The sequence below is a fragment of the Rhodoferax sp. OV413 genome, assembly GCF_945881795.1.
GTDB lineage: Bacteria > Pseudomonadota > Gammaproteobacteria > Burkholderiales > Burkholderiaceae_C > Allorhodoferax.
In genome coordinates this window covers 1-6,252 of the sequence record NZ_CAMCVG010000105.1, presented here as the reverse complement: position 1 = coordinate 6,252, position 6,252 = coordinate 1, and the positions used below count along the sequence as shown (strand labels likewise).

General features: G+C 58.6%; 11 protein-coding genes. 9 read left to right on the top strand and 2 right to left on the bottom strand.

The features are described 5' to 3' along the window. Together proC and glpK are read right to left on the bottom strand one after the other, a co-directional pair. On the bottom strand, positions 1-729 hold a 729-nt coding region (gene proC, locus Q0O05_RS10825; RefSeq protein WP_293662969.1), incomplete at its 3' end, for a pyrroline-5-carboxylate reductase. A 42-nt stretch (positions 730-771) separates the two neighbouring features. After that, positions 772-2,262: a glycerol kinase GlpK gene (glpK, locus tag Q0O05_RS10820; protein ID WP_293662967.1), complete on the bottom strand. Its 1,491-nt coding sequence runs from the start codon at positions 2,260-2,262 to the stop codon at positions 772-774. A 316-nt stretch (positions 2,263-2,578) separates the two neighbouring features. Here glpK and rplN point away from each other — a divergent pair, with 316 nt between their 5' ends. Genes rplN through rpmD form a run of 9 tightly spaced genes read left to right on the top strand, consistent with a single transcriptional unit; the run spans position 2,579 to position 6,217 of the window. Next, positions 2,579-2,947 (top strand): 50S ribosomal protein L14, encoded by a 369-nt coding sequence (rplN, locus tag Q0O05_RS10815; protein WP_007861702.1) that lies wholly within the window; start codon positions 2,579-2,581, stop codon positions 2,945-2,947. Positions 2,948-2,956: 9 nt separating this feature from the next. After that, positions 2,957-3,277, top strand: a complete 321-nt coding sequence (gene rplX / locus Q0O05_RS10810) for a 50S ribosomal protein L24 (protein ID WP_293662901.1) — start codon at positions 2,957-2,959, stop codon at positions 3,275-3,277. Positions 3,278-3,279: 2 nt separating this feature from the next. Beyond that, a complete protein-coding gene (gene rplE / locus Q0O05_RS10805) occupies positions 3,280-3,819 on the top strand; it encodes a 50S ribosomal protein L5 (protein ID WP_293662899.1) in 540 nt (179 codons plus the stop codon). Positions 3,820-3,827: 8 nt separating this feature from the next. Beyond that, positions 3,828-4,133 (top strand): 30S ribosomal protein S14, encoded by a 306-nt coding sequence (gene rpsN, locus Q0O05_RS10800; protein WP_087496066.1) that lies wholly within the window; start codon positions 3,828-3,830, stop codon positions 4,131-4,133. A gap of 18 nt (positions 4,134-4,151) precedes the next feature. Then, complete coding sequence (gene rpsH, locus Q0O05_RS10795; RefSeq protein WP_293662895.1) at positions 4,152-4,547, top strand: 30S ribosomal protein S8; 396 nt, start codon at positions 4,152-4,154, stop codon at positions 4,545-4,547. Positions 4,548-4,567: 20 nt separating this feature from the next. Continuing rightward, positions 4,568-5,101 (top strand): 50S ribosomal protein L6, encoded by a 534-nt coding sequence (gene rplF / locus Q0O05_RS10790; protein ID WP_293662893.1) that lies wholly within the window; start codon positions 4,568-4,570, stop codon positions 5,099-5,101. 11 nt (positions 5,102-5,112) lie between these two features. Then, entirely contained in the window at positions 5,113-5,478 is a 366-nt protein-coding gene (gene rplR / locus Q0O05_RS10785; protein WP_293662891.1) for a 50S ribosomal protein L18, read from the top strand. Positions 5,479-5,495: 17 nt separating this feature from the next. Beyond that, a complete protein-coding gene (rpsE, locus tag Q0O05_RS10780) occupies positions 5,496-6,020 on the top strand; it encodes a 30S ribosomal protein S5 (RefSeq protein ID WP_293662889.1) in 525 nt (174 codons plus the stop codon). Positions 6,021-6,034: 14 nt separating this feature from the next. Beyond that, positions 6,035-6,217: a 50S ribosomal protein L30 gene (rpmD, locus tag Q0O05_RS10775; RefSeq protein ID WP_087496071.1), complete on the top strand. Its 183-nt coding sequence runs from the start codon at positions 6,035-6,037 to the stop codon at positions 6,215-6,217. Positions 6,218-6,252 lie beyond the last annotated feature (35 nt).

Genomic DNA, 6,252 nt, shown 5'->3' with positions numbered 1-6,252 from the left:
TTCGTCCATGGACGTGATGGCGGCATAGGTGGTGCCGCCCTTGGAGGTGACCTTGGCCCGCAGGCTCTCAGGCGGCTCTGCAGAGGCGCGGGCCAGCTCGCCGGCGCCGATGAAGGTGGCCACCGCCAACTGGTAAGCCTGCTCGCGGGGCAACCCCATCCGGGCGCCGGCTTCGGTCATGGCCTCCATGAAATAAAACATATAGGCCGGTCCCGAGCCGCTGATGGCGGTGACTGCGTCGAGTTGCGCCTCGGCCGTGAGCCACAGGGTGGCGCCGGTGCTGGCGATCACTGCATCGGCCCAGTCTTTGTCCGCCTGGCTCACGGCGGGGCGGCTGTAGAGCGCGGTGATGCCTTTGCCAATCAGTGCCGGCGTGTTGGGCATGCAGCGGATGATGCGCTCGCTGCCCAGCCATGCGGCCATGCTGTCGGTGGTGATTCCGGCCGCCACGCTCAGGTGCAGCGCGGAGCCGGTGTGGGGGCGTACCGCGGCGGCGGCTTCTTTAAAGGTTTGCGGTTTGACCGCCCAGACCAGCATATCGGCGCCCGCCAACGACGCATCGGCTTGCTCCAGCGCTTTCAGTCCGAACTCCGCAGACAAGCGCGAACGTGCCTCTGCCCATGGCTCCACCACCGAAATGTCGGTTGCGGCAAACCCCTGGCGGAGCAGCCCCCCGATGATGGAGCTGGCCATATTGCCGCCGCCAATAAATGCAATACGCTTACCCATGGTGTGTCCTGTTGCAGGTGAGTTGGTGTGGAGCGCCACAGTTTAGAGGGTGGTCTGCCGCACCGCGTGTTCCCAACGGTCCATCAGCTCCATGGCACGCGCGGGCGCAAGTGTGGGCAGAAAGCGGCGCTCGGCACGCCACAGCTCGGCGAGCTCGTCGGTGCTCTGGTAAACGCCGGCGCTCAGGCCCGCCAGATAGGCGGCGCCCAAGGCGGTGGTTTCCGTGACCGCGGGGCGCACAACCGGAATGCCCAGCAGGTCCGCCTGAAACTGCATGAGCAAGTCGTTCACGCACGCGCCGCCGTCCACCCGCAGCTCTGACACCGACGCTGCGCCTGCACTTTCAGCGTCGCGGCGCATGGCCTGGAGCAGCGCCGCACTCTGAAACGCTATGCTTTCAAGAGCAGCTCGCGCAATGTGGGCAAGGGTTGAGCCTCTGGTAAGGCCTGTAATCGAGCCCCGTGCATCGGGCTTCCAGTACGGCGCGCCCAGACCGGTGAAAGCCGGCACCACCATCACCCCGCCGGCATCCGGAACGCTTTGGGCGAGGTTCTGCACTTCGCTGCTGCTCTGAATGGCCTGCAAACCGTCGCGCAGCCACTGCACCACGGCCCCACCCACGAAAACGCTGCCTTCCAAGGCAAATTCCGGCTTGGCGCTTACTTGCGCCGCGCTGGTGGTGATCAGGCCGTTGCGCGATGTTTGAAACTTGTCACCGGTGTGCATGAGCATGAAGCAGCCGGTGCCGTAGGTATTTTTCACCATGCCGGCCTTGAAACACGCCTGCCCGAAGAGCGCGCTTTGCTGGTCACCTGCTACCCCGCCAATCGGAATGGCATGCCCCAGCAGTCCGGGAGCGACTTCGCCAAACAGGGACGCAGAGGGTTGCACCGACGGCATCACGTTTGCCGGAATATCCAGCGCGGCCAGTAGCTCCGCGTCCCACTGGTTGGTGTGAATATTGAAGAGCATGGTGCGCGATGCGTTGCTCACGTCCGTGGCGTGCACGCGGCCCTCGGTGAGTTGCCAGATCAGCCAGCTGTCAATGGTGCCAAAGGCCAGCTCGCCATTTTGGGCCTGCGCCCGCGCGCTGGGCACATTGTCCAGCAGCCATTGCAGCTTGGTGCCAGAAAAATAGGCATCCACCAGCAAGCCGGTCTTGGCCTGGATGCTGCCTGCCAGGCTACGGGAGCGGAGCTCGGCGCAGCGGGGCTCGGCACGGCGGTCCTGCCAGACGATGGCGTGGTGAATGGGCAGCCCGGTGCTGCGACTCCAGACTACCGTAGTTTCGCGCTGGTTGGTGATGCCCACCGCCTTCACCTGCGCCGCGCTGATGCCGGCTTTGGCCAGGGCGTCCCGTGCAGTGGCAAGTTGCAGCCGCCATATCTCCAGGGGGTCATGCTCCACCCAGCCGGGCTGGGGGTACATCTGCGCCAATTCTTTCTGCGCCATGGACACCACGTGTCCAGCCTCATCAAACACGATGCTGCGCGAGCTGGAAGTGCCCTGATCCAGGGCTAGTAGATACGGCACGGGGCGCCTCCTTGGTGTGTACGAACAAATTCCGGCAAGGCGCAAAAGAGCTGCGCCTTGCCGGACATTGATTCACAGAGCATAGCGAAGGGCTGAAACGAGTTTTTTGGCAAAGTGTGCAAAGAGCGCTAAAAACTTGTTGACGGCCGTGAACTACTAGAGCACAATAGCGGGCTTCGCTTGAAAAAGCTGAAGATTCTGCCCAAATGAAAGTCGTGCAAGTGGTTTGTGCGGCGGCCAGCGGGCCCAAGACTGACTTGGTTATGTAGTTGCCAGTGTGGCAAAGCAGATCCAGGTGCAAGTTGGGAATATTGAAATGATCCAAACTGAATCTCGACTGGAAGTTGCCGACAACACCGGCGCGAAATCCGTTCTCTGCATCAAGGTGCTGGGCGGGTCCAAGCGTCGCTATGCAAGCGTCGGCGACATCATCAAAGTTTCCATCAAAGAAGCTGCTCCCCGTGGACGCGTCAAAAAAGGCGAGGTCTACAGTGCTGTAGTGGTTCGTACCGCCAAGGGCATCCGCCGTGGCGACGGTTCTTTGGTGAAATTCGACGGCAACGCAGCTGTGTTGCTCAACGCCAAGCTGGAGCCTATCGGCACCCGCATCTTCGGACCAGTGACCCGCGAGCTGCGCACTGAAAAGTTCATGAAGATCGTGTCTTTGGCTCCTGAAGTTTTGTAAGGACCGGCCATGAACAAGATTCGCAAAGGCGACGAAGTCATCGTGATCGCAGGTCGCGATAAGGGCAAGCGCGGAGTAATTTCTTTGCGCGCCGACGACTCGCATGTCGTCGTAGAGGGCATCAACTTGGTGAAAAAACACACCAAGCCCAACCCCATGAAGGGCACAACCGGCGGCATCGTTGAAAAAACCATGCCTATTCACCAGTCCAACGTTGCCATCTTCAATGCGGCAACCGGCAAGGCTGACCGTGTTGGTATCAAGGTGCTGGCTGACGGTAAACGCGTGCGCGTTTTCAAGTCCAGCGGCGAAGAAATCAAGGTGGCATAAACATGGCACGTCTCCAACAACATTACCGCGAAAAAGTGGCCGCCGAGCTGACAGCCAAGTTTGGCTACACCTCGCCCATGCAAGTGCCCCGCCTGACCAAGATCACCCTGAACATGGGTGTGAGCGAAGCCGTTGCAGACAAGAAGGTGATGGACCATGCCGTCGCCGATCTGACCAAAATCGCGGGCCAGAAGCCCGTGGTGACCAAGTCCAAGAAAGCTATCGCCGGTTTCAAGATCCGCGAAGGCCAGGCTATCGGTTGCATGGTGACATTGCGCGGCGTGCAAATGTACGAATTCCTGGACCGTTTCGTGACAGTGGCACTGCCCCGCGTCCGTGACTTCCGCGGTATTTCGGGTCGCGCTTTCGACGGTCGTGGTAACTACAACATCGGCGTCAAAGAACAGATCATTTTTCCTGAGATTGAATATGACAAGGTCGATGCCTTGCGCGGCCTCAATATCAGCATCACCACAACGGCAAAGACCGACGAAGAGTGCAAAGCGCTGCTCGCTGGCTTCCGTTTCCCGTTCAAGAACTGAGGTGACCTGTGGCTAAAATGGCTTTAATCGAGCGCGAGCTCAAACGTGACAAGTTGGCTGCCAAGTACGCTAAGAAATACGCGGAACTGAAGGCAATCGCAGGTGATGCAAAGCGCTCTGACGAAGAGCGAGCAGCAGCCCGTCTGGGTCTGCAAAAGCTGCCCCGCAACGCGAACCCCACCCGCCAGCGTAACCGCTGCTCCATTACGGGTCGTCCCCGTGGAACGTTCCAGCACTTCGGTCTGGGTCGCGCGAAAATCCGTGAAATGGCTTTTGCCGGAGAAATCCCCGGCATCACCAAGGCCAGCTGGTAAGCGATAGGAGAATCGAACATGAGTATGAGTGATCCCATCGCCGATCTGTTGACACGCATCCGCAATGCACAAATGGTGGCTAAAACCACCGTGTCCGTGCCTTCTTCCAAAGTGAAGATTGCGATTGCCCAAGTGTTGAAAGACGAAGGCTATATCGACGGCTTCAAGGTTTCCACTGAAGGTGGCAAAGCCGAGTTGCAAATCGCATTGAAATATTACGCCGGTCGCCCTGTGATCGAGCGTATTGAGCGCGTAAGCCGCCCCGGCCTGCGCGTCTACCGCGGCAGCGATGCAATCCCCCAAGTCCAAAACGGACTGGGCGTTGCTATCGTGACTACACCCAAGGGTGTTATGACTGATCGCAAAGCGCGCGCTACCGGTGTCGGTGGTGAAGTGCTGTGCTACGTCGCTTAACGCTAGAGGAATAAGAAACTATGTCCCGCGTAGGCAAACTCCCCGTCACCGTTCCTGCTGGTGTTGAAGTGTCCATTAAAGCTGACCAGATCAGCGTGAAGGGCGCTGGCGGCACGCTGCAACTGGCTCAAAACAGCCTGGTGAATATCCAAAACGAAGCCGGCAAGCTCAGTTTCGTACCTGCTAACGACTCCCGTGAAGCTGACGCCATGACCGGCACCATCCGCCAGTTGGTCAACAACATGGTGGTCGGCGTGACCAAAGGCTTTGAGCGCAAGCTCAGCCTGATTGGCGTGGGTTACAAGGCGCAAGCTACTGGCGCCAAGTTGAACTTGGCAGTGGGTTACTCCCACCCCGTGAACCTGGACATGCCTGCCGGCATTTCCGTGGCAACGCCCACTCCCACCGAAATCCTGATCAAGGGCGCTGACCGCCAACGCGTGGGTCAGGTCGCTGCTGAGATTCGTGCTATTCGTCCGCCTGAGCCCTACAAGGGTAAGGGCATCCGTTATGCGGACGAAAAAATCACGATCAAAGAAACGAAGAAGAAATAAGGAGCTGCAATATGTTGACCAAAAAAGAGCAGCGTCTTCGTCGGGCGCGTCAAACCCGCATTCGTATTGCGACCCAAGGCGTGGCACGCCTGACCGTAACACGCACCAACCTGCACATTTACGCCAGCGTTATTTCTGGCGAAGGCGGAAAAGTGATTGCCAGCGCTTCTACTGCAGAAGCCGAAGTGCGCAATTCGCTGGGTGCCATTGGCAAGGGCGGTAACGTGGCTGCGGCGCAGATCATCGGAAAGCGTGTCGCTGAAAAAGCGAAGGCAGCCGGCGTCGAAAAAGTGGCGTTTGACCGTTCCGGTTTCGCCTACCACGGCCGCGTCAAGGCGCTGGCAGATGCCGCGCGTGAAGCTGGCTTGCAGTTCTAAGCAGATCGGAAATAAAGATGGCTAAAGTTCAAGCAAAAATGCAAGGTAAGGCCGAGGGTCCTGAGGACGGTCTGCGCGAGAAAATGATCGCGATCAACCGCGTGACCAAAGTCGTGAAGGGTGGCCGCATTCTCGGTTTCGCTGCTCTGACCGTGGTCGGCGACGGCGACGGTCGTATCGGCATGGGTAAAGGCAAATCCAAGGAAGTTCCTGCAGCTGTGCAGAAAGCAATGGAAGAAGCCCGCCGAAATATGATCAAAGTCACTTTGAAAAATGGCTCTATCCACCACAAAGTGATGGGTCACCACGGTGCAGCGAGCGTCATGATGGCGCCAGCCCCAAAGGGTACTGGCATCATCGCTGGCGGACCCATGCGCGCTGTTTTCGAAGTGCTGGGCATTACAGATATCGTGGCAAAGAGCCACGGATCTTCCAATCCTTACAACATGGTTCGTGCCACCTTGGACGCTCTGTCGGTGTCAACTACGCCGTCTGAAGTGGCTGCCAAGCGCGGCAAGACCATTGAAGAGATCTTCGCTTAATCGAGGACTTCAAGATGACAACACAACAAACCGTGAAGATTCAATTGGTGCGTAGCCCCATTGGAACCAAAGAGTCCCACCGCGCCACCGTGCGTGGTTTGGGTCTGCGCAAGCTCAACAGCGTGAGTGAACTGCAAGACACGCCTGCTGTGCGCGGCATGATTAACAAGATCAGCTACCTGGTCAAGGTGCTCTAAGAGGTCAATGATGGAACTCAATAACATCAAGCCCG

Coding starts and splice junctions, on each gene's coding strand:
- rplN (WP_007861702.1), top strand. CDS start 2,579: ATGATCCAAACTGAATCTCGACTGGAAGTTGCCGACAACACCGGCGCG.
- rplX (WP_293662901.1), top strand. CDS start 2,957: ATGAACAAGATTCGCAAAGGCGACGAAGTCATCGTGATCGCAGGTCGC.
- rplE (WP_293662899.1), top strand. CDS start 3,280: ATGGCACGTCTCCAACAACATTACCGCGAAAAAGTGGCCGCCGAGCTG.
- rpsH (WP_293662895.1), top strand. CDS start 4,152: ATGAGTATGAGTGATCCCATCGCCGATCTGTTGACACGCATCCGCAAT.
- rplF (WP_293662893.1), top strand. CDS start 4,568: ATGTCCCGCGTAGGCAAACTCCCCGTCACCGTTCCTGCTGGTGTTGAA.
- rplR (WP_293662891.1), top strand. CDS start 5,113: ATGTTGACCAAAAAAGAGCAGCGTCTTCGTCGGGCGCGTCAAACCCGC.
- rpsE (WP_293662889.1), top strand. CDS start 5,496: ATGGCTAAAGTTCAAGCAAAAATGCAAGGTAAGGCCGAGGGTCCTGAG.
- rpmD (WP_087496071.1), top strand. CDS start 6,035: ATGACAACACAACAAACCGTGAAGATTCAATTGGTGCGTAGCCCCATT.